The 20,836-nt window shown below is 57.1% G+C and carries 18 protein-coding genes; 3 read left to right on the forward strand and 15 right to left on the reverse strand.

Translation table 11 applies throughout. From position 1 onward, the window contains the following. Window positions 1-18: 18 nt before the first annotated feature. The 7 genes from M5R41_07350 to M5R41_07380 all read right to left on the reverse strand — a co-directional run bounded on the left by M5R41_07350 (window position 19) and on the right by M5R41_07380 (window position 7,822). A complete protein-coding gene (locus M5R41_07350) occupies window positions 19-1,065 on the reverse strand; it encodes a glycosyl hydrolase (protein ID MCZ7556199.1) in 1,047 nt (348 codons plus the stop codon). Then, entirely contained in the window at window positions 1,062-2,597 is a 1,536-nt protein-coding gene (locus tag M5R41_07355; protein ID MCZ7556200.1) for a glycosyltransferase, read from the reverse strand. The genes M5R41_07350 and M5R41_07355 overlap by 4 nt, the downstream gene beginning before the upstream one ends. Before the next feature lie 106 nt (window positions 2,598-2,703). Then, window positions 2,704-3,540 (reverse strand): tetratricopeptide repeat protein, encoded by an 837-nt coding sequence (locus M5R41_07360; GenBank protein MCZ7556201.1) that lies wholly within the window; start codon window positions 3,538-3,540, stop codon window positions 2,704-2,706. Further along, window positions 3,537-4,526, reverse strand: a complete 990-nt coding sequence (locus M5R41_07365) for an NAD-dependent epimerase/dehydratase family protein (GenBank protein MCZ7556202.1) — start codon at window positions 4,524-4,526, stop codon at window positions 3,537-3,539. The genes M5R41_07360 and M5R41_07365 overlap by 4 nt, the downstream gene beginning before the upstream one ends. Then, window positions 4,514-5,620, reverse strand: a complete 1,107-nt coding sequence (gene rfbG / locus M5R41_07370; GenBank protein MCZ7556203.1) for a CDP-glucose 4,6-dehydratase — start codon at window positions 5,618-5,620, stop codon at window positions 4,514-4,516. Before rfbG ends, M5R41_07365 begins: the two co-directional genes overlap by 13 nt. Window positions 5,621-5,623: 3 nt before the next feature. Then, window positions 5,624-6,409, reverse strand: coding sequence for a glucose-1-phosphate cytidylyltransferase (gene rfbF / locus M5R41_07375; protein MCZ7556204.1), 786 nt, complete (start codon window positions 6,407-6,409; stop codon window positions 5,624-5,626). Between the two features lie 324 nt (window positions 6,410-6,733). Next, window positions 6,734-7,822, reverse strand: a complete 1,089-nt coding sequence (locus M5R41_07380; GenBank protein ID MCZ7556205.1) for a hypothetical protein — start codon at window positions 7,820-7,822, stop codon at window positions 6,734-6,736. A gap of 33 nt (window positions 7,823-7,855) precedes the next feature. Between M5R41_07380 and M5R41_07385 the strand changes: the two genes are divergently transcribed. After that, window positions 7,856-8,140: a hypothetical protein gene (locus tag M5R41_07385; protein MCZ7556206.1), complete on the forward strand. Its 285-nt coding sequence runs from the start codon at window positions 7,856-7,858 to the stop codon at window positions 8,138-8,140. Further along, window positions 8,137-11,319: a nucleotidyltransferase domain-containing protein gene (locus M5R41_07390; protein ID MCZ7556207.1), complete on the forward strand. Its 3,183-nt coding sequence runs from the start codon at window positions 8,137-8,139 to the stop codon at window positions 11,317-11,319. Before M5R41_07385 ends, M5R41_07390 begins: the two co-directional genes overlap by 4 nt. 15 nt (window positions 11,320-11,334) lie before the next feature. Here M5R41_07390 and M5R41_07395 read toward each other — a convergent pair whose 3' ends face one another. Both M5R41_07395 and M5R41_07400 read right to left on the reverse strand, forming a co-directional pair. Next, complete coding sequence (locus M5R41_07395; protein ID MCZ7556208.1) at window positions 11,335-12,195, reverse strand: metallophosphoesterase; 861 nt, start codon at window positions 12,193-12,195, stop codon at window positions 11,335-11,337. Further along, window positions 12,195-12,824 (reverse strand): hypothetical protein, encoded by a 630-nt coding sequence (locus M5R41_07400; GenBank protein ID MCZ7556209.1) that lies wholly within the window; start codon window positions 12,822-12,824, stop codon window positions 12,195-12,197. The genes M5R41_07395 and M5R41_07400 overlap by 1 nt, the downstream gene beginning before the upstream one ends. 103 nt (window positions 12,825-12,927) lie before the next feature. On the opposite strand from M5R41_07400, the gene nth reads away from it, so the two are divergent. Beyond that, on the forward strand, window positions 12,928-13,602 hold the full coding sequence (nth, locus tag M5R41_07405) for an endonuclease III (GenBank protein MCZ7556210.1): 675 nt from the start codon (window positions 12,928-12,930) through the stop codon (window positions 13,600-13,602). 74 nt (window positions 13,603-13,676) lie between these two features. On the opposite strand, the gene M5R41_07410 is transcribed toward nth, so the two are convergent. The 6 genes from M5R41_07410 to M5R41_07435 all read right to left on the reverse strand — a co-directional run bounded on the left by M5R41_07410 (window position 13,677) and on the right by M5R41_07435 (window position 20,824). Continuing rightward, window positions 13,677-14,765 (reverse strand): M20/M25/M40 family metallo-hydrolase, encoded by a 1,089-nt coding sequence (locus tag M5R41_07410; protein ID MCZ7556211.1) that lies wholly within the window; start codon window positions 14,763-14,765, stop codon window positions 13,677-13,679. Window positions 14,766-14,840: 75 nt separating this feature from the next. Then, window positions 14,841-15,707 carry a hypothetical protein gene (locus M5R41_07415; protein ID MCZ7556212.1) on the reverse strand — a complete coding sequence of 289 codons (867 nt, stop codon included), beginning with the start codon at window positions 15,705-15,707 and terminating at the stop codon, window positions 14,841-14,843. Window positions 15,708-15,938: 231 nt separating this feature from the next. Beyond that, window positions 15,939-17,663, reverse strand: a complete 1,725-nt coding sequence (locus M5R41_07420) for an AMP-binding protein (protein MCZ7556213.1) — start codon at window positions 17,661-17,663, stop codon at window positions 15,939-15,941. Window positions 17,664-18,130: 467 nt separating this feature from the next. After that, window positions 18,131-18,946 (reverse strand): zinc transporter ZupT, encoded by an 816-nt coding sequence (gene zupT, locus M5R41_07425; GenBank protein MCZ7556214.1) that lies wholly within the window; start codon window positions 18,944-18,946, stop codon window positions 18,131-18,133. Window positions 18,947-18,948: 2 nt separating this feature from the next. Further along, window positions 18,949-19,872 (reverse strand): cation diffusion facilitator family transporter, encoded by a 924-nt coding sequence (locus tag M5R41_07430; protein ID MCZ7556215.1) that lies wholly within the window; start codon window positions 19,870-19,872, stop codon window positions 18,949-18,951. A 76-nt stretch (window positions 19,873-19,948) separates the two neighbouring features. After that, window positions 19,949-20,824 (reverse strand): DMT family transporter, encoded by an 876-nt coding sequence (locus M5R41_07435; protein MCZ7556216.1) that lies wholly within the window; start codon window positions 20,822-20,824, stop codon window positions 19,949-19,951. Window positions 20,825-20,836 lie beyond the last annotated feature (12 nt).

Here is a 20,836-nt window from a genome sequence, read left to right on the forward strand (position 1 = left end):
TATAGTGCGGGAATCCTGTTACTTGCGAAACACACCGCCGCGTACGGCGGCAGACACGGTCGCAAGCGAGACATCATCGTCGTCGATGGACCAGTCCATTTCCAGCCCGGGTAGTGTCCGGTCACGCGGATTGTTGTACAGAACAACTGCGCGCGTCGCGGGATACTGTGTACGCAGTTTTCGCCACGCATCGTTCAGCCACGCCGGACGGCTACCACCCACCGCGGAGCAGCCCAGCTCCGCGATCATGATAGGCTTGTCATATAAGATAACACTCCGATACACGGTTTCGAACAGGTATTCAAAACTGTACCATGCATCAACCTGCGGACCGTAATTGAACACACCGGTACCAATCCAGTCCACATACTGTCCTCCCGGATACAGATCACGCGGGGCTTCGCGTTTGGGCGACCAGACCCAGATGACGTTCTCGGCGCCCTCGCGTTCGAAAATGGACCAGACGTGCCGCCAGGCTCGTACGAAATCTTCGGCCGTATTCCCCGCCTGCAACGACCAGGGATATTGCGGGTTGTTCATTTCATGGGCGAATCGGAGAAAAAACGGTTTTCCGAAAACCACCGCTTCACGCGCCCACTCCCGTATGTATGCGTCATATCGTCCGGCGGCGATTTCCTCCATGTCCGTGCGCAACGCATCGCTTCCTCGGCCTGCGTTTGCGCGGAATTCCGTCGTCCACGGTTCCCAGGTCAGCAGTGCGATAGCGCCGGCTCCGTCAATTTCGCGCAGCAGTGCGTCGGGAAAACGATCCTCCTCGCGCTCGCCCCAGGTGGTGTACAAGGAGATAATGTCGAGCTTTTTTCCGATCGCGGATTCCAGCCGCGGGAGTCCGTTGAAAGAATACGGATATTCGGGCTTGTACATCCCGAACATTACTTCTTCGTCCTGACTCAGCACTCCGGCCGACACCGCGAGCTTGCCGGCATACACGCGCACGAAGGACACCGCCTCGGTGTACCATCCATCGAACAGCGGAAACGCAAGTACCAGCGCAACGACAAAGGCGAGCGGGGTGAGCCATCCGCGTATCTTTCTCAGAATCATGACGCCGCCTCCCTGTCCCCCAGTATCTCGGCGAGCGCCACAACCAGCGTCGGAAGCATCAGGGCGCAGTTCAACGAAGCAAAAAATATCATGAGCTGCGTCCCCTCGAAATTGCTGAGCGGCGAACTCAATCCCCACGCGATGGCGGCAAGAGAGAGTACGACGACGACGGCATGCGGGAGAATCAACAGAGGGTTGCCGCCCCGTGCGTGCGTTTTTGGTGTGGGGAGATACGGCACATTCCTGCCCGCCATCGCATACAGGAGCGCAAGCACATACACGGGCCACGTGCCGAGTTTGAGCAGCATGCCGCGCCATTGCAACCCCCGCTCCGATGGATGACGCATCCAGCGCTGCGCCAGCACATGGATCACAATGAACAGTACCGCGAACGGAAGAAGGTGCGTCGCATAGCCGCGAAAGGGCATCTCCACCGCCCACACGGCGAAAAACAGAAAGATGATCGGCAAAAGCAGGTTGATCAACATGGGAACACCCGCGAGATAGTACGTGGCGCTCATGGCGTAACTGAGCTTTTGCCACCCCTTCAGTCGGTACAGCATGCGCGGCAGCATGCCGAACAGCACCTGAAACATCCCGGTCGCCCATTTGAGCTGCTGATTGAAATACGAGGAGAGATCCTCGGGCACCAGGCCGCGGGCGAGGATTTCGGGAACATACACGGACTTCCAGCCCTGCGCGTGCAAGCGCAGCGAGGTGACGAAATCCTCGACCAGATGCACCGCATGTCCGCCTATGGAGGTTAGTGCCGCTCTCCGAAACGTGCAATTCGCCCCGATGACGATAGGGGTGCCATAACCGTGCATGCCCATGAGAATCGGCCCGTAAAAGCCGTAGGTCTGTTCGGCGGCGGCGCGGGCGATGAAGGAGGAGTTCTGATTATGATAGGCCTGCACTACCTGCACGAAACCGACAGCCGGATCCGAAAACTGCCCCGCAACGCGATCGAGAAATTCCGGGGCCGCTATATGATCCGGATCGATGACGAGCACGATATCCCCGTCGCTGCGCTCCAGCGCGTGGTTGATCTTCCCCGCCTTGGCTCCCTGCACCTCGCGGCAATCAATGTGCTCAACACCGCACCGCTCCGCCAGAGCGAAGAAGGCCGGATCGCCGGTACCATCCAGTAAAAAGGTGCGATGCGGATAGCGTATGTTTTTCAGTGCCGGAAGGGATCGCTCGAACATTTCGAGAGGTTCACCCGGCGCGGCGGTTGTGAAGACATCGACGGAAAGCTCCTCAGGAGCCTCCCTGTGCCCGGGCGCCCGCATGCCCATGAGGTAAAACCAGTACATGAAGGATTCGTAGAACAGCCAGAATGTCGAAAGCGTGAGCGGCAGAAACCACGACCAGTGCTTCGCGTGCTCCGGACTGAACCACCACACAGCGAAGTACAGCACGCTTTGCAAGGCGGCGAACACGAGCAGCAGTAACAGCACCCGCGCTCCGGCTCCCGGCATGACGGCAACAGACCCGGCGGAGGCAAACCCGTCGCGATAGCGATCTTCCATGGAGGATTCCGATATCGGATGTTTCATAAACGCCGGGCCGTTGACAGCTTCGGATTATTCGTGGGTCGTTTGTCGCAACGGTATCCATGCAAAACTGCGCGGCGCATCATTTCACCCAGAGCAACTGCAACAACTTCGCTTTCGCCGCCTTATGCTCCGGCTGCACCTTGAGAACGCGCTCGTAGCGCCGTTTCGCTTCTTTGTAATTTCCCGACCACTCGTCGAGTTCACCCAGACCAAGCAGCGCGTCCACATTGCCGTCGTCAAGGCGCAGCGCTTCCCCCCAGGCCGTGCGCGCCGCATCCATGTCCCCTTTCCATACATGCACCTGACCGATTCGTGCGAGCGCAACGCTTTTATAGGCGGGGACGCTGGTGAGCGAAACAACACGGCGGTAGGCGGAGAGAGAGTTGTCGAATTGCTTTTTCCATGAGAGTAATTGGCCGAGCCCCATATGCGCATCGAGGCTCGATGGATATTCCTTCGCGGCCATGCGGTACTGCTCGATTGCTCCGTCGAAATCCTTCATCCACGACAGCGTCCGGGCGTAGCCCAGGCGCGCGTCGACACCGCTGTAACCGGAAGCCAGAACTTCCTTGTACAACGCCGCGGCTTCTCCGAAATTCTTGTTCCAGCTCAACGCTTCGGCGAGGTACACTTTCGCTTCGGCATCCCGGGGTTCCTGCTTCAACCCCGCGCGCAAAGCCTCTATCGCGGCAGGCATGTCCCACAGCTTGATGTACGACGCTCCCATGCGCTTGCGCACTTCGGACGTCAACGGAAGTTTGTGGTACTCCGCAAGAGCTTCCTTGTACAGCTCCCGGGAATAGAGCCGGTCGCCCTTTGCCGTTTCGGGGGATTGCGATTTGAAGGGACTTTGCGCGAATGCGCTTACGGTCAGAACAAAACTGAGGGAAAAAGTGAAAAATACGTTTATTCTCATGCCCGTGCCGTGTAATTGTTGCGATACCACTCAATGGTGTTGGTGAGTCCCTGCTCCAGATCCGTCGTGGGATTCCAGTTGAGCAGCTTTCGCGCTTTTTCGTAGCTGCCGACGATTCGCCACACCTCATTCTGTCTATACGGCAACGCTCCCGGTAGAAGTTCCATCTCCGGCTGCATCATACGCATGATGCGCCCGGCAACATCGCGTATGCTGTATTCCATCCCCGAGCAAATGTTGAACACCTGCCCTTCGGCAGCGGATGTGATCGCTGCAAGAAGTATGCAGTGCACCGCATCCGACACATAGACGAAGTCGCGTGTCTGTTCCCCTTTTGTCATGGGAAAATCCTCGCCACGCAGCGCCGCGAGAATGAGTTGCGGAATCATCATGTTCCCCGACTGCCCCGGGCCATAGAGGATGAAGGGACGGAGAATGCAGACGGGAAAGTGAAACAACTCGGCATACAACTGCGCAAAGCGGCTCGCGGCCGCTTTGGCCACGGAATACGGTGACACCGGATGCACGGGAGTATCCTCATGCACCGGAAGGGACGGACTGTTGCCGTATTCTTCGGCGGATCCGAGCAGCACCATGCGGCGGAGCTCCGGTGCATGCATGCCCAGCGCGATCATGAGACGGTTGCCTGCACAGAAATTGATTTCCGTCGACTCTTCGGCGAATTCCCAACTGCGCTGGGCGGACAGCTTTGCAGCGAGGTGAAACACGTATTGCGGACGGAGGTCCCGTATCAGTGAGTCCGCGGCTCCCGCTCCTGTCAGATCGCATGAAAGCCATTCGGCATCGGTACCTAGCGTGGTCTGTTCGCCCGGGCGAAACACCGCGAACGGACGGATATCGGCCGCATTGAGTGTCTGGAGCAGGTGCCCACCGACAAAGCCGTTGGCACCTGTGACGAGCACACGCACGTCGGCGGGGAACGCGTCGCGAATGCGCTGCACTTCCATCTCGCTCAGGCCGCCCACATTTGCTCCTTCTGTGCGGCCAGACGCGTGTAATCGCGGATCTGGTGCACACAGTACTGATACATATTCGTATCGGCGTATTCGTAAAAATACTTGTACCATTTGACGGTCATGGCGATGGTCTCGTCAAAGGAGAGGACGGCGTTCCATGGCAACATGAAATGGGCTTTGTCGCAACTCAGGCGCAACCAGCCCGCCTCGTGCAGGCGATGGTCGTTCTTGTCGGAAATGTCCAGCCAGGCCCCTGTTTTCCATTCGCGCACAATGGCTCCCGCGAGATCACCGACACATTTGGCGGAACTGTCGGCCGGGCCGAAATTCCATCCCCCGGAGAAGCGCTGTACATCCTCATGCAAACGCGCACCCAGCCAAAGGTAGCCGCTGAGGGGCTCAAGCACATGCTGCCAGGGACGGATGGCCATGGGATTACGGACTTCAATCACCCGGCCTTCTTTCAACGCGTTGATGCAATCCGGGACGATACGGTCACGCCCCCAGTCTCCGCCGCCTATCACATTGCCCGCGCGTACGCTGACGCCGCCGAGCATTTCCCTGTGCGAGAAAAACGACTTCAGATAGGATCGGCACACAATCTCCACGGCACCCTTTGAAGCGCTGTAGGGATCGTCTCCTCCCATGGGATCATTCTCCTTGTAGCCCCAGACCTGCTCACGATTTTCGTAGCATTTGTCACTGGTCACGACAACGACGGTATGCACGGAGGGTGACTGACGGACGGCTTCAAGGACGTTGACCGTGCCAAGGATGTTGGTTTCCAGGGTTTCCCGCGGGACCTCGTAGCTATACCGCACAAGCGCTTGAGCGGCGAGGTGAAAAACGATCTCCGGCTGCACTTCCTCGATGAGGCGCGTGAGTGCGGCGAGATCCCTGACATCACCATGTACGTGGCGGATTTTCGCGTCGAGACGGCAGATGCTGAAATTGTTGGGCTCCGAGGGAGGTGCGAGCGCAAAGCCGGTCACATCCGCACCGAGTTCATTGAGCCAGATGCACAACCAGGATCCCTTGAAACCGGTATCGCCCGTCACAAGCACGCGCTTGCCCGCATAGTATCGTTTGAACGCCGTTTCCATAGGTCAATCCCACAGTTTCCAGGGTGCCTTTCCCTCGTGCCAGATATCGTTGAGGAGCTTGAATTCCCTCGCGGTATCCATGCATTGCCAGAAGCCATCGTGCCGGAAACTCGCCATCTGTCCGTCCTTGGCCATGGCGGGAAGGGGTTCGGTTTCGAGACTGAGACTTTCCTCCGGCCAGAGATAGTCCCACACACGTTTGCCGTCGAATACCATGAAACCGCCGTTGATCCGGCCTTCGCGGATATTGGGTTTCTCGTTGAAATGCGTGACCGTATCGCCGTCCAGTACGATTTCACCGAAGCGGCTGGCGGGATGCACACCGGCGATGGTAGCGACTTTTCCATGCGCGCGATGAAACGCTATACTTGCGGCGATGTCGATATCCGCAACACCGTCCCCATAGGTCAGGCAGAACGCGTCTTCATCCTTCAGGTATTTCCGCACGTTCCACAGCCGCGCACCCGTCATGGCCTGATCTCCGGTGTCAACGAGGGTGACCTTCCAATCCACGACTTCGGATTCGGAATGAAATTCCACAGACGAGGCGCCATCGAGTGTCACGGTAAAATCGCGCGTCATTGCATGGAAATTGAGGAAGTATTCCTTTATTTTCCATCCGTTGTAGCCGAGACAGAGCACGAAATCCTTCAGCCCGTAATGGGCGTAGAGTTTCATGATGTGCCAAAGGATGGGCTGCGGACCGATAGGCAGCAGGGGTTTGGGTATGACATCCGACACGTCGCGTATGCGGGTTCCGCGACCACCACAGAGAATCACGACTTTCATGCGAACTCCATTCAGGAATTGTGTAGTGCTCATGCATGCGCATTGTCCGTCAGCCCGATGCGCGCAGTTGCCTCTCGGAGCGGATGAATGTGTCTGAGCATCGGCGTTCCGATACTAGCGGCGAATCACGAGCGCTCTTGGGCTGCAGAGGCTTCTCAAGAATACAGTTTTTATCAATGAAAAACAGCTATCCGTGGGAATCCGTGACTGCACGGTGGCATGGCGCTTGCTGCAGACCATGCGGGAATCGTACTTACGCGTCTGAACGCAAAACCCGAGTATCGGGACACCATTCCCACCGCGAGCCCCCCGTTGCAGATGAGATTACTTGCTGTCGAATCTGTATTGCAATCCCAGGCGCCCGGCCGTATAGCTGTAATACGGCTTGGAGAAATACTCGGCAAAGACGCTGACGACCACCGGATCGAATACCTCTGTAATGAGGCCGACTTCATACTGCGTCGGCAGGATATCCTCAATTTCATAGGTTACATCGAAATCAATGGGGACTGGAGATCGTCCCGCTTCGGGCATATACTTCAGACGACCACGGGAGTACACCGGGACAGTCGCCTTCCCGTGAAGCAACACTTCATCGAAGAGATACCATTGGAGAATGGCAATCGCGAGATGTCCTCGTTCCATCAGTGGTGTGAAGTACGGGTAGTAGAAATACTCGAAGCGATACTCACGCGTGGACGGATTGAAGCTTGTGCCCGTAGCGGACCAATTCGAACGCTCGGTATCCGTCCAGGACCAGGCGTAGCCGAGAGTGATTTTTGGATCTGCAAACACGTTGGCGAGCAGGTACGCGTAGGCGGATTCCTTGCGATTCCCATCGGAATACCAGGATCGTTGTGCGCGTGCGGAGATATCGAGCACCTCCATGAGCGAAATATCCAGTTGTCCGGCCGCGTCGCGAACGGAAATGTTTTCCACTAAGGCGGTAGTGACACTCTGGTCCCGAGAACGTCCCGCGTCGGCTTTCAGGGTAAAAAGGATGGGAGGATCGCCTGCACTGACCGACACGGGGATATCGTAGGCAGCGCCAAGGCGAAAATCTCCCACGATAGCGTCGGTCGGTAACAGGGTCAGTGCTCCGGAGATATGCAGTTGCAAACCGGTCGCGAGCCATCGCGCCCTGAATGCCTGTTCCACAGTATGCAGAGCAACACGGAGCCGTTCGAGACCGCTGAATGGGTTCTGATCTGCGAAGAGATAGCGGTAGCTGCTTTGCGAAATCAGCTCGCCACTTAATGGATAATTCAGCGCGAGCCGATGTTGCTGAATGTCCGCCGGGATGTCGTCGCGCAGCAAGCCCGATTCGAGAGAAAGTATTTGGCCGTGCAAAGGATGCGCGGCGAACATGGCCACGGCGATGAGAATAGCTGTGTGTCGCGGATTCGTCGGCATTACTCCTCCATGTACAAATCTGAGAGCATCAGTATGGAATTTCGCTACAGTGTCGGTTATCGCTGTTCCGCTGCCGTTCCACTGAGCGGCAGCATGCATGCTCATGACGAGGATCAGGAGCGGCTTCGCGGTGTCGGATCAGCAAGGGAATACCTGTTCGTGGATGACAGAGCGAAACTCCGAATGTTTTCGATGAAAAGCAAACGGGTGCCTCAAAGCGCTCATCACACCCTCTGCTGGGGAAATGCTGCCGCTTCTTTCCGCTTGCCGGACGATTCGCTATTTTTCATGACGATCACATCCGGAATGGCGGCATGAACAAGGAAAAATCTCTCGGCGACCTCCTCTATGCTCTCGGCGAACGAAAAAAGGAGCTGAACTGCCTGTATCACGTCGAAGAGGTGTTGACGCAGCAAAACGTCTCGCTCGACACCATTTTCGAGCAGACCATCACCGCTATCCCTCCCGGCTGGCAGTATCCGGACATTTGCCGCGTCCGCATTCTCTTCGGCGGCCGTGCATGGACCTCCGCCGATTTTCATGAAACGCCCTGGGTGCTCAGCACGCCCATCCTGATCGACGACCGCGCCGAGGGATCCATCGAGGTATTCTACATGAATGAGATGCGCCCCGCAGACGAGGGCCCCTTCCTTCGCGAGGAGCGGCGGCTGGTGAACACCATCGCGGAGCGCATTGCGAACTACGTGCAGCACCAGCGTCTGAAAAATGTGTTTCACGAGTGGCAGATCATGAAGGACCAGCTCGCCGAGAAAAAGCGGGCGGAATGGAAAGTGATTCTCGAGATGCTCCGCAGGACGGACCAGAATCTCTACACGCGCATTTCCAGAAAAATGCTCAATCGTATGTGCTGGGCGGGAATCCCTGTTGCCTGCGAGCTGATGCAACGCTTCAGCGCCAGACGCGGCAACGGAGAGCAGGATGTGTTCGGGGAGAGCAATCGTCCCCGACAACGCGAGGAGTTGTATAACTTCATCGCTTCCAGCGACGAGATCTTCCTGATAGCGGCCGAGCATCTCAGCGACGAGGATATTCTGAATCTGATACAGAAATGGATAAAGGATGACAAGGCCTCATTTCTCGTCAATTCGGTGGAAAACCTCGACACGTCGCTGGCGGAAATCGTGGACGCGATCAGCCGCTACTACCACATCTTTCCCGAGGGTATCGAGCTCTCCCCTTCCACCGAACTCGGTCTCCGGGTATCGCTGATCCGCCGCTTCTTCACGGAACAGTTGCAGTACATCAACATCGCCAAGGGATACCTGCAGGTCAATGACTTTTTCGAGCTGACCAAGCGCATCGTGTTTCATCAGAAAAGTCATGGCAAGCTCGGAGGGAAAAGCTCCGGTCTCTTTCTCGCGTCGCACATTCTGAAAAAGGAAACGGAGGCCACGGGCAACTTCCAGAATATTCGCGTCCCGAAAACCTGGTACATCACCTCCGACGGGATCCTGAGCTTCATCCATTACAATAATCTGGAAGAGGTGTTCAACCAGAAGTACATGGATATCGAACAGGTGCGGGAGGAGTATCCGTCCATCGTACAGGTATTCAAAAACTCCTACTTCCCTCCGGAAATGACCAAGGGTCTCGCGATCGCCCTGGATGATTTCGGTGATAACCCGGTGATCGTGCGCAGCAGCAGTCTGCTGGAGGACAGCATGAACGCCGCATTCTCGGGGAAGTACAAGAGTCTCTTCCTCGCAAACGCCGGCAGCAAGGCGGAACGCCTCGCGGCGTTGCAGGATGCCATCGCGGAAGTGTATGCCTCCACGTTCGGTCCGGATCCGATAGAGTATCGCGCGGAACGCGGCCTGATTGACTTCCATGAAGAAATGGGGATCATGATTCAGGAGGTCGTCGGTACACGGGTCGGAAAGTACCTGATGCCGGCCTGGTCGGGAGTCGCCTTCAGCAATAACGAATTTCGCTGGTCACCACGCATACGGCGGGAGGATGGTCTGATACGCCTCGTGCCCGGACTCGGGACGCGGGCTGTGGACAGAGTGGGCGACGACTATCCGGTACTGCTCGCTCCCGGGCAGCCCAATCTGCGCGTGAACGTCACACCGGATGAAGTGGTACGGTATTCTCCGAAAAAAATCGACGTCATAAACCTGGCATCCGGGTGTTTCGAGACGATTGATATTCTGGACCTGCTGCGGGAAGCCGGGAATGATTATCCTGGAATCAATCTCATCGTCTCGCAATACGACGGCGATACCATACGGCAGCCCTTCGGATTTGAATTGGATTTCGATCGCGACGTGTACGCCGTCACGTTCAACGGTCTGATCAACGGGACGCAGCATATCAAGACGCTGTGGAACATGCTTCAGACTCTGCAAAAGAAATTGAACACTCCCGTAGATATCGAGTTCGCCTCGGACGGCGAGCATATTTACCTGCTGCAATGCCGTCCGCAAAGCTTTACACGCCACAATCTGCCCGCGCCCATTCCGCAGGATATTCCCAACCGGCAGAAACTGTTCACGGCGAATCGGTATGTGTCCAATGGCATCATCCCGGACGTCACGCATCTGGTGTATGTCAATCCCGAAAGCTACTCGCGCCTGCCGGAGCGTATCGATCTCGTGACCGTGGGACGCATCGTCGGCAAACTCAACAAAATATTACCGCGACGTCGCTTCATCCTGATGGGACCCGGTCGCTGGGGCAGTCGTGGCGACATCAAGCTCGGGGTGGGTGTCACGTACTCGGACATCAACAATACCGTCATGCTCATCGAAATCGCACGGCAGCAGGGCAATTACGTACCGGACCTCTCGTTCGGCACGCATTTCTTCCAGGATCTGGTAGAGGCCTCCATCCGCTACCTGCCGCTGTATCCCGACGACGAGGATGTGGTGTTTAACGAAGTGTTTTTACGAAGCAGCCGCAATTTGCTCTCCGAGTTGCTTCCGGACTATGCCGCGTACGCGGACACCGTCGCGGTGATCGACATCCCCGCGAGCACGGGAGGCAATGTTCTGCGCATACTCATGAACGCGGAACTGGAACAGGCCGTCGCGTTCTTTACGCAACCCAGTACGATGAGTGAAGAGACGCGGGAAAACACTCACACACCGACGCTGTTCGTCACCGACCACTGGGAGTGGCGCCTGCGCATGGCGGAGCGCATCGCGGCTTCCATCGACGCGAAATATTTCGGCATTCGGGCACTGTATCTGTTCGGCAGCACGAAAAATGGCTCGGCGGGGCCGGCCAGCGACATTGACCTGCTCGTCCACATCGAACAGAGCGCCGTGCGGCGAAGAGAACTGGAACGATGGTTCGAAGGCTGGGGTATCTGTCTCGCAGAGTTAAACTATCTGCGCACTGGCTATCGCAGCGATTCCCTGCTTGACATACACTATGTCACCGACGACGACATCGCCAAACAGACATCCTATGCGATGAAAATTGATGCGGTGACGGATGCCGCGCGCATGCTGCGCTTGACGCGGAAGGAATGAACCCGGTATCCGGGATCAGAGCAACTCCCTCTCCGCATCGGCGGGATGGTCGGGATCAAAGCGCACAAGCGCGAGTTCTTTCCCCTTGTGTGCGGCCGAGTAGCACCAGGTCGCACCGAGTTGTTGCTTCCACGTTCCGGTAATCGATGCAGACTCGTGTATGTGACCGTGAAGGGAGATGCGCGGAACACGATCAAGTATGAATTTCCGTATTGCGATGCTGCCGACATGTACATCAAGCGGCACATGATCAATAAAACGTCCGTCCAGGGCCGCGCGGTCCATCACCGTGTCATACGGCGGTGAGTGAAAAAGGCAGATCGTGCGCGAAAGATCGCGGCAATCTGACATTTCTTTCAGATCATCCTCGATGGTCCCATAACGAAGGTCGCGCTGGTCACGCGGAACAGTGAGGAAGCCGTCTTCAGGAGAAATGCAGCCGGGATCGACATAGCGGGATACATCGTACCGTTCCCAGTCCTTGCAGCGGAAAGGCGTCGGTGGGACGAAGGCGTAGCCCAGTACGTCATAGTCCCGCAGCGCCTGAATTCGTCCATGTGCATAGGTCCAAAGTCCATGATCCTCGGTCGCGATCAGCGCGTCTTCGTGTGTGCGGGCATCGTCGTTTCCGGGAATCAGAAAAATCGCCGGATAGTCCTCGCGCAACCGGGAGCGCAGTTCGTCCAGACGAACAACGAGAAAATCCCTGATAAAGTCGTTTACCACAGGATAGACTCCCGCCGCCGAGCGTCGCACGGCGGGCAACAGATCGCCGCCGAGAAAGACGGCTTGGGGAAGTTCGCGCTCAATGGCGTCGAAAAGCGCGAGCCAGCGCCGCTCATGCCCATGGATATCCGAGGCAAACAGGCAGCGCATCAGCGGCGACGTGATCCGAAATACCAGGTGACGCCGAGTTGGGCGAAGGAATAGCCGTCGCGATCGTCTCCTTGCACGAGCAAATCCCAGCGATCCGTGGAGGTGTACGCGACGCCGAGCAGCGCGCGCACACCGAAGTTGCGTCCGGACACCACTTCGAAACCAGCAGCGAGCGACCACGACAGATGCAGTCGTTGAGGGATGGAGTACACAACATCGTCCATGCGCAGTTCGGGTGCGATGGACAGCACACCACCACGAATTTGCAGCAACGGATACAGCGCCCCGCGCAGGAGAGGTGCGCGGAACTCGGTCAGAAAACCTGCCGCGAGGAAATCGGTGTTGGCTTCGCGCCGTAGCGTCGTAGAGCGCAGCATACCACCCGTACCGTATATCCCGATGGCGATGTTCTGGTTGACAAGCTTGGACAATTCCACGCCACCCAGAGGTCGGAAGTGGTAATCCTTGCTGTCGCGGGTATTGTCATCGCCAAGCACGCCGACACCACCCTCCAGTCCTATGCGCCAGGAGCCATCGCGGGGAGCGTACATCAATCTCCGGGATTGTGCAAACCCTTCCGCCGCGGAGAACAGAAAGAGCCCGATAAGCAAGGCGACAATATGTTTCATAGGAAATCCCGTAGATTATAACCTGTCATGCCGAAAGGTACCACACGCGGCCGGGACGGAATTCTTCGTGCCCCCACAATAAGAAAAAAGATCATGGACTGCAATGGCATCACCGACACTCTTTCATACTGAATCACTGGCGCAACGACGCGGACGCATGGGAAAAGTCCTGCGTGCCCTGCGCACAGTCTTCCCGGCTCCTGCTTGTGCCCTGGTGCACGACGATCCGTTGCAGTTACTGATAGCGACGATACTTTCCGCGCAGTGCACGGACGAGCGCGTGAATATGGTGACGCCCTCACTTTTCGCCGCCTGGCCCACGGCACGCGCACTGGCGGACGCGGATGTGGAAGAAATCGCTGAGGTGATTCGCAGCACGGGCTTCTTTCAGAATAAATCCCGCAACATCAAAGCCTGCTGTCAACGGCTGATGGAGGTCCACGACGGAGAGGTTCCGCGCACGATGGAGGAACTCACCGCGCTGCCCGGTGTTGGACGGAAAACTGCGAACGTCGTGCTGGGCAACGCCTTCGGCATACCGGGCTTCCCCGTGGACACACATGTCACGCGTATCTCCAATCTCCTCGAACTCACCGATTCGGATGATCCGGTGGTGATTGAGCGCCATCTCTGTGAGATAACACCGAAGAAACACTGGACTGATGCCAGCCATCTCTTCATCCTCCATGGCCGCGCCACCTGCATTGCACGACGTCCCCGCTGCGGCGAATGCGTCATCGCCCGGTGGTGTCCGGCTTCGGTAAAGAGTGAAGAGTAAAGAGTATAGGATGGAGAGGTCCGATGAACTGACGCCTCCAGGCTCTTCACTCTTCACTCTTTACTCTTCACTCATCATGAATCACTCCGGTCCGCGCTGAGTCGCAGAAGTTCCACGACCATAGTGACGGCTTTCTCCATGTCCGCGACGTGGATGTGCTCGTCGGTGGAATGCTCGAGTCGGGCGCCGATGCCGACGACGGCCATTTCAATGCCCATATTGTTGTATATGGACGCGTCGGTGAAACCGGTGATGAAGGTCGTCGTTGCGTTGACGCCCGCGGTGGCCAGTGCCTGAACGGCCGCACGTACGGTCCACGAGTCATCGGGAATACTGACAGCTTTGCAGAGATTGTTGATGACGATTTCTGCCGATGCGCCCGTCGCCTGCACTTCACGTTCGATGATGGAACGCATTTCTTCCGCGAGTGCCGCCGCCTTCTCATGCTGTAAACTGCGGCACTCGGCGAGGAATTTCGCCCTGTCCGGAACACCGTTGCGAATAATGCCTCCCTCAATCACACCGACGTTGGCCGTGGTATCGTCGTCGAGACGTCCCAGCCGGAGTGCGGCGATCGCTCTCGCGGCCGCCTGAATCGCGTTGATGCCCTTCTCCGGTTCCATGCCCGCATGCGCCGCGCGCCCCGTCACGAATACATCGATGGCGAAATACGAGGGACCGCCCACGACAATGGTATCGAGTGTGTCGTTGTCCAGGAGAAAACCCTGCCTCGCGGTAATGCGGCTGTAGTCCAGATTTTTCACACCGTGCAGTCCGATTTCCTCTTCACGGCTGATGGCGATTTCCACGGGCGGCCGGACCTCCGCGATGCGCAGCGCCTCGAGCATTTCGGCGATGCCTGCCTTGTCGTCCGCGGCGAGAATGGTGTCGCCCTTGGAGCGGATGACGCCGTCTTCGAGCACGGGATCGATACCGACACCGGGCTTGACGGTATCCGCATGGCAGGAGAGCAAAATGGGGATGGTCTGATCGGAACCCTTCGCGGGCAGTTTGGCGATGAGATTGCCATAGTCGTCCGTCTCCGCTTCGGCACCGAGTGCTTCGAATTCGCGCTTTAGATACGCGATCATTTCCGCTTCGTTTCCGGACTCGCTCGGTATGCGAACCATTTCCATAAACTGCTGTATCATGCGCTCGGACATCGAGTACCTCTGTGTTTGACGGTGGAGAAGGTGCGGACCGCGCGTGACGCGTCCCGCCACGTTTGTGTATCGGAGTTATTTGAATCGGATTTCGATTTCGTCGGCGGAGTCGAACGTGATACCAGGAATTTTCGACACCAGCTCTTTCATCTGCGCGGGAGTGAGATCCTCCATGGCCTCGAGCTGCTTGATCGTTTCTTCGTTTTCCATCAGCTTCGAGAAATCTATGTCGAGTATGGTAATGGTACTCCCGTCGCGGTAACTCGCGTTCGTGCCGACGATATCTCCGTCGATCTGTACGCGAATCGAGACGCGCATCTCGGAGAAGATCTTTTTCATCTCCTCGGAAGCCGCCTCGTCCGGTTGGCTCTGCTCCTCTTGCGTCGGTACGGGCTCGGGCGTCTCCGCAGTGTTTGCTTCATTCTTCTCGTCCATCGCGGGCGGGCGAATAATCAGCCGCGAGGGCGACCCTTTCGTGAACGTAAACAGAACGAGATCATCGGCATCATCGCCTTCCTCGATCACTTGCCCCGGCATGTCCGGCAGGGCTGCCGCGGGATTGGAGTTGAGTTTCAGCGCGTTGATGTTGCTGAAAGCGTATTCAGCGCTATACCCGCTCTTCCCCTCCGTGTCGATGCGTTCGTGAGAAAGATAGCGCACGCCCTCTCCGTAGCTCGCGGCACGTGAGCGAATTTCGTCCTCCGAGAAAATGTCCGGCGGCGGCGGCGGTGGCGGCGCTTCGGCGCCTTCTTCCGCCTCCCCCTGATTCATCGCCTGGGCCAGCTCCATCATCGGGAGCAGAACGTCGGAGTTCAGTTTCACGGTTTCGCGCAGCGTGCCGCTGCCGTCCGGACGGACCTTGACCAGAAGATGCGTCTCGATACAGCCGGTGGAAATGAGCAGCAGGAGCGCGGCGAACACGGGGAATACATATCGTTTCATGGTGGTGTTCCGATGGGTTGGTGTATGTGCAAATGTACGCAGGGATACAAGGCGAGCCAAGCAGGGTACACTGACGGAAGGTGAAACGGATGGATCCGGATGCGGCTGGAGAACCGGACACCGGACACTTTACCTGGTATGCTCCGAAGATGCGTGTCGCGGAATTCTCACGGACTCTCCGTGTACATCGCTGTCAATGTTCGCACGCTTGTACGTGTTCACCTTTCAGCACTACCCCCCTGCCTCGATCAGGTAGCGTTTGATTTTTTGCGTAGTCGTTTTCTCGAATTCCGTATCCTTGACCGTCACCCGCCGGATTTGCTTATATACCGGAAGCTGTTCGTTCAGTTTGCGTATCTGTTCGTCGAGAAGTTTCCGTACGTACACTTCCGTGACTTCCTCACCCTTGTTCCGGGCGTGCTCGTACACGGCGTTGGCGTCGGGAACGATCATGGTCGCGATCAATTCGTTGCCGTCGTCACTCTTGCTTCCGTATACGACGCATTCGAGGACGAACGGGAGTTTGGCGATGCGTTCTTCGATTTCCTCGGGGAAGACATTTTTCCCGTTGCGGGCGATAATGACGTTTTTCTTTCGGCCGTTGATGTGAAGAAAACCATCCTCATCGATGAAGCCGAAATCGCCCGTGTAAAACCACCCGTCGCGCAGCACCTCCGCTGTCGCTGTTTCGTTTTTGTAATATCCCAGCATGATGCTGTCGCCCCGGGCGACAATCTCTCCGCGTCCCTCGTTGTCCGGATCCTCGATACGGAGCGCGACGCCGGGTAAAGGCAGTCCCGCCGCATCATCGCGGTATTTACGTAGACGATTGAGCGCGAGAATCGGAGAACACTCGGTCAATCCATAGCCCTGCAGGAAGGTGAAACCCAGAGCCCTGAAGCCCTGCGCGACGTGGGGATCCGGAGCGGCGCCGCCCACAATGAGCATGCGTATGTGACCGCCAAAACGTTCGTGGACCTCCGCGAACAGCTTCCGCCGCACCCCTCCGACACCAACAGCCTCGAGTATGGATATGACGCCCTGAAGCGGTTTCATCACCGCCGAAGCGATGCGTTTCTCCGCTATCGCCTGCGAAATCCGTCGATACATCTTTTCGAAAAGCAACGGCACTCCCAGCACGACGGTGGGACGTACCGTGGTCATGTCCTCAGCCACGGTTTTCAGTGAGCGGGCATAATGTACCGAGGCACCCTTCACAAGCGGACAGAGAAAACCGCAGGTACATTCGTAGGTGTGATGCATCGGCAATACGGAAAGAAAGCGATCCGTCTCGGGTATCTCGAGCATCTGCAGCATGGCGCGCAAATTAGAGCAGATGTTACGCTGCGAGAGCATAACGCCCTTGGCATGGCCCATAGACCCGGATGTGAAAACGATGACCGCCATCGCTGCGGGATCGATCGCGGGAAAGGGATTATCCTCCGACGGCAGCGGTTGCCCATCGATCAGTTCCTTCATCGAGTGAATCACTTCCCGGCGGGCGGGAAGGTCCATGTCTATGAGCGTATCGAGCTTCGACACACTGCGCTCGAACGCACTGAACATTTCACGGAACGATTCCGTAAACACCGCCGCACGCGAATCGGACGCGTGAAGGATGGTGAGAATTTCGTTTTCCTTCAGATTTCTGTCGATGGGAACAACGACGAAATTGAAACAGGTGATTGCCAGATACGCGATGCCCCACTGTACGCGGTTTTCACCGATCAGCGCAACGTGATCACGCTCCTTCAGACCGAGAGCGCGTAATGCCCGACCGAAACGCACGACGTGGCGGTACAACTGCGCGTACGTCGCCTGCTGTATTGGCGTCGGCAACAGATCCGACAATGCGGGCCTGTCCGCATGCGTCACAAGACCGTTGCGCAGGATGTCCTGCAAGGACCGCAGTTCGGGGACGGGATACAGCGGATACTCTTCCTTGGGATATTTCATGGCCGCTCCAGGTGCTTTCTTTGAGAATATCTGATCCTGAATCGGGAATATCACGAATATCGCACTCGGATTCAAGCCCGGAAAGTTTTCCGGTGTATGTTTGACTCAAGCTTGCGCTGTGCGGTTAATAGGGTCTCGTTAAAAGTCGAAGACTCGCCTCGGCGAGGTGAAAAGGAGGAAAACCCGGCTATGCCGGATTGTTCGTGCAACGTCCCTGCTGATGCGGGATCGCTGCGATCACCCAAGTCCCGATTAACGATTAACGATTCTCGATTAACGATTAACGATTAACGATTAACGATTAACGAACCGGAACCGAGACGTTGCCGCGAAGACGTTGGGCCAAGTCCGCGGCCGTCACGCCGGATTCATCGCGCAACGTCTCTTCGCATGCAAGGTCTCTACAAAGGCAACGTCTCTACGAAGGACCTTCTCCCATTGTCCATTGTCCATTATCCATCACCCCGTCACATCAACAGCAGCAAGCTCAGCGCCATGACTATCATGCCGGCGATCAGACCGTAAATCGCGAGATGATGCTCGCCATATTCGCGTGCGCCGGGGAGAAGCTCATCGAGGGAGATAAACACCATGATTCCGGCAACGGAGGCGAACACCACGCCGAATACGATTTCACTGAAAAACTGCATCAGGATGAAATAGCCTATCACCGCGCCGAGGGGTTCCGCGAGTCCCGAGGCGAAGGAGAGAAAAAACGCCTTGCCTCGGTTTGCCGTCGCATAGAAAATCGGAATGGACACCGCGATTCCTTCAGGAATGTTGTGTATGGCAACCGCGATTGCGATGGGTATGCCGAGATTGGGATCCTCCATGGCGGAAAGGAAGGTCGCCAGCCCCTCGGGGAAATTGTGGATGGCAATCGCAATGGCGGAGAACATACCCACCCGCATCAGACGGTCCATGTTCTGTACTTTTGCCGGTCCGTCGGGCATCTCCTCCACTTTGTGCATCTCATGCGGATTTTCCGCCGAAGGCACCATTTTATCGATGATTGCGATGAGAAAGATGCCACCGAAAAATCCGCCGACGGTGGCCCAGCTCCCGCCTGTGTAGCCCAGAACCTCCACGAGAGAATCCTTCGCTTTGACGAAGATTTCCACCATCGAGACGTAAATCATCACGCCCGCGGAGAAACCCATGCTAAGGGAAAGAAATTTGGTGCTTGTTCTTTTTGCGAAAAACGCCAGCGCGCTGCCGATACCGGTAGATAAGCCGGCGAACACCGTCAGGCCGAATGCGAGTAACAGATTGGTGGTATCCATGCTCAATCATGATGATGGTGATGCCGCGGCTCGGGCGGCTGTAAACAGGGGCTGCATACTTCGTCCTCGAACTCCATCTCCAGCGTGAGATGCTCGATGTCTTCGGAACGCAGCACGGATTTTATTTGCTGCTTCACGGTAATCACCGCGTTCTTCTCCAAACCACTCTCAACGACAACGTGCGCCGAAAGCACGTGCCTTTCTCCGTCCAGCGACCAGAGATGAATATCGTGCGCGTCGATCACACCGCCGACCGATCGCATCTTCGCGCGTACAGCGTCCACGTCCACGCTGTCCGGTACACCCTGCATGAACAATTTCAGTGTGCGCGACAGATTGACGGCCACATTGTAATACAGAATGTATGCGGCAATGCACAGCGACAAAATCGGATCGAGTATGGGCGCGTGAATAAATTGCATGACGATGCTGGCAACGAGTACCGCAGCCCACCCAAGCACATCTTCCAGTAAATGCCAGGTGACGACGCGTGCGTTCATCGAACCGCCCTGTCGCAGGCGCAGCGCGGCGATACCGTTGAGCACAATGCCCGCAATCGCGAACCACATCATGCCCTCGGCATGCGGCTGTGGCGGTTCGAGCAAGCGCGGAATGGCTTCCGTGATAATGTACAGCGATCCCCCGATGAGGATGAGCGAATTCAGCAACGCGCTGAGCAGCGACATCCTCCGAAAGCCGTACGAAAATTTTGCCGTCGGTGCCCTTCCCGAATTGCGCTCCATGAACCAGCTCAACCCGAGAATGAGGCTGTCGCCGAAATCATGCAAGGCGTCGGACAGTATCGCGAGACTATTGGTGAGGATGCCACCCACGATTTCCGCGATCGCAAAAAGGAGATTCAGAAAAAAGGCGAAGCCGATGGCCTTCGTGCTGTCTCCCGAATGATGCGTGTGCGCGTGCCCCATGGGCAGTCTCGTCCGTACGATGAAAAAAATCACTCCACGTCAAAATACGGCAAGGACAGTTAGCGTTCCACCGCGCTCACCATCCCACAACCAGCGTCGCACCGGCCAGAAGCAACAATATCGCCATCGCTTTGCGGCCGAGACGGGACTCGTCGAACAGCTTCCCCCCTGCCATCGCCGCCATGAACACCGAGACACGCTTCACCGCGAGCACGAGCGCCACCGGCGCAAGATACACGGCTTCGAACTGCGTGAAGCGGTAACCCAGCGTCAGCACCCCCACCGCGGCTATCCACAGCAGGGCCTCGCGGGGGAACGCCGCCGCGGCCACCGGCTTGCGCCCCGATGCGAGAATGAAGACGAGAAAAACAAGGGGAGTGAACGCATGCTGAAACGCCATGAGAGACAGCGGTCCCATCGCGAGATCGGTGAGCAGCACCTTATCCAGTATGGCAGTGGCCGTGAACAGCAACAGTGCCGCGACAATGGAGCGATGCTTTTCCGACCGGAAGAAGACAGTGAAGGGATGCAGCAAGGACGCACCACGTACCGTCTCGATGACATAGGTGCCGGCGAGCAACAACAGCATACCGCTCACCTCACGCACATTCAATGCCTCTCCGAGCAGCGGCCAGGCCACTACGGCGGTAAGCCCCGGCGTGAGCGTCATCATGGGCAGCGCGGCGCTGAGCTCGAGTCCGCGGATGGATTGCATTACGAAATAGAAGGCGAACGCACCGAGAATATTCTTCCCGAAAAGCACGGCCAGCGCAAGCGGCGTGACTTTCGCGTAATCGATGAACAGGAACAGCGGCAGCGACAGCACAAGCGTGAACAGCGACAGCGTCCAGGAAAAATTGAGCGCGTCCATGCGGAACAGCACTTTTTTCTCGGCAATGCTCGCCATCGCCGACATCAGCGCGGACGCGAAGGCCAGCCAGAACCACAGCATGCGTTACCTCCC

This window comes from Bacteroidia bacterium, assembly GCA_027493955.1.
Taxonomy (GTDB): domain Bacteria; phylum Bacteroidota; class Ignavibacteria; order SZUA-365; family SZUA-365; genus JAOSJT01.